At 60.4% G+C, this 1290-nt stretch carries 1 protein-coding gene; it reads right to left on the bottom strand.

All coding sequences use genetic code 11. From position 1 onward, the window contains the following. Positions 1-42: 42 nt before the first annotated feature. Positions 43-1229 (bottom strand): IS3-like element ISRme13 family transposase gene (locus tag KHO22_RS32285; protein ID WP_085960481.1). Its coding sequence is split into 2 segments (ribosomal slippage): positions 43-974 and positions 974-1229, totalling 1188 coding nucleotides; the frame shifts between segments, so codons are not numbered across the junction. Between the last annotated feature and the right edge of the window lie 61 nt (positions 1230-1290).

The following is a 1290-nucleotide window of genomic DNA, read 5'->3' as shown; positions in this document are numbered from 1 at the left end:
TCTGACCTTGCCCCTGTTCCACGAATCCCATAGCCGAGGGAATTAGGCAGCCCGGTGTTGCTGAGCTGCGGACCAGTTTTTCTCGAACGTCATGGGGCTGACGTAACCCAGCGTCGAGTGGAGTCGGCTAGCATTATAAAAGCCAAGCCAGTCAATTACCTCGTCCATTGCGGCGCGGCGGGTAGCGAACTGGCGACCGTGCAGGCGAGCGACCTTCAACGACCCCCACAGACTCTCAGTCGGCGCGTTGTCCCAGCAATCGCCCCTGCGGCTCATTGACGAGCGCATGCCATACGCCTTCAGAGCGTCTTGAAACAGGTGACTGCAATACTGGCTTCCCCGGTCGGTGTGCACAATCACACCGGCTTCCGGGCGGCGCCGGAACCAGGCCATGCGCAGCGCGTCCGTGACCAATTCGGCCTTCATGTGTGGTTGCATCGACCAGCCAACCACCTGCCGGCTGAACAGGTCGATGATGACCACCAGGTAGAGCCAGCCTTCGGCGGTCGCCACATAGGTTATGTCGCTCGTCCAGACTTGATTGGGTGCTGCAGGGCTAAAGTCGCGTTGCAGCAGATTGGGGGCCACCGGCAAATCGTGGTTCGAGTTGGTTGTCGCGATGTACTTGCGCTTGTGGCGGGCACGGATGCCGTGCAGCGCCATCAGCTTGCGAACACGCTCCTTGCCCACCCGCACCCCACGCGCCAGCAGTTCCTTCCACATGCGCGGCCAGCCGTACTCCCCCTTGACCCCGGCGTGAATCGCCTTGATGTGGGCCAACAAGGCATCGTCACTGAGTCGGCCTCTATCTGGCCTGTCGGTGCTTACTGTGCGTTGCTTGCGCTGGTGATAGCCGCTGGGGCTGACCCCCAACAGCTCACACAGGACCGAGACCGGCCAGTAACGTCGGTTTCGCTCGATGAACGCATACCTCACACCGACTCCTTCGCAAAGTATGCTGCGGCTTTTTTTAAAATATCGCGCTCCATTTTCAAGCGCGCCACCTCCGCCCGAAGCCGGGCCAGCTCCATCTGCTCCGGGCTGACCGGCTTCATGCCCGCACCAGTCAGCTTGCCTTCGCGCTCCGCCTTGACCCAGTTATGCAGTGTCTGCGCTCTAATGCCTAGGGTCGCGCTAACCACCGCCATGCTCTGCCCGCTCTTCACCAGCCGTACCGCTTCCAGCTTGAATTCCAGCGTGTACTGCGCCCGCTTTGTCTTGCTTGTCATCACATCTCTCCTTGCTTCAGTTTAACCTCAGCAAGGGATTCGTTTTACGGGGGCAAGCCCA

Source organism: Cupriavidus yeoncheonensis (assembly GCF_905397275.1).
Taxonomy (GTDB): domain Bacteria; phylum Pseudomonadota; class Gammaproteobacteria; order Burkholderiales; family Burkholderiaceae; genus Cupriavidus; species Cupriavidus yeoncheonensis.
The sequence above is the reverse complement of the archived record's forward strand: the minus strand, read 5'-3'. Positions and strand labels throughout refer to the sequence as shown.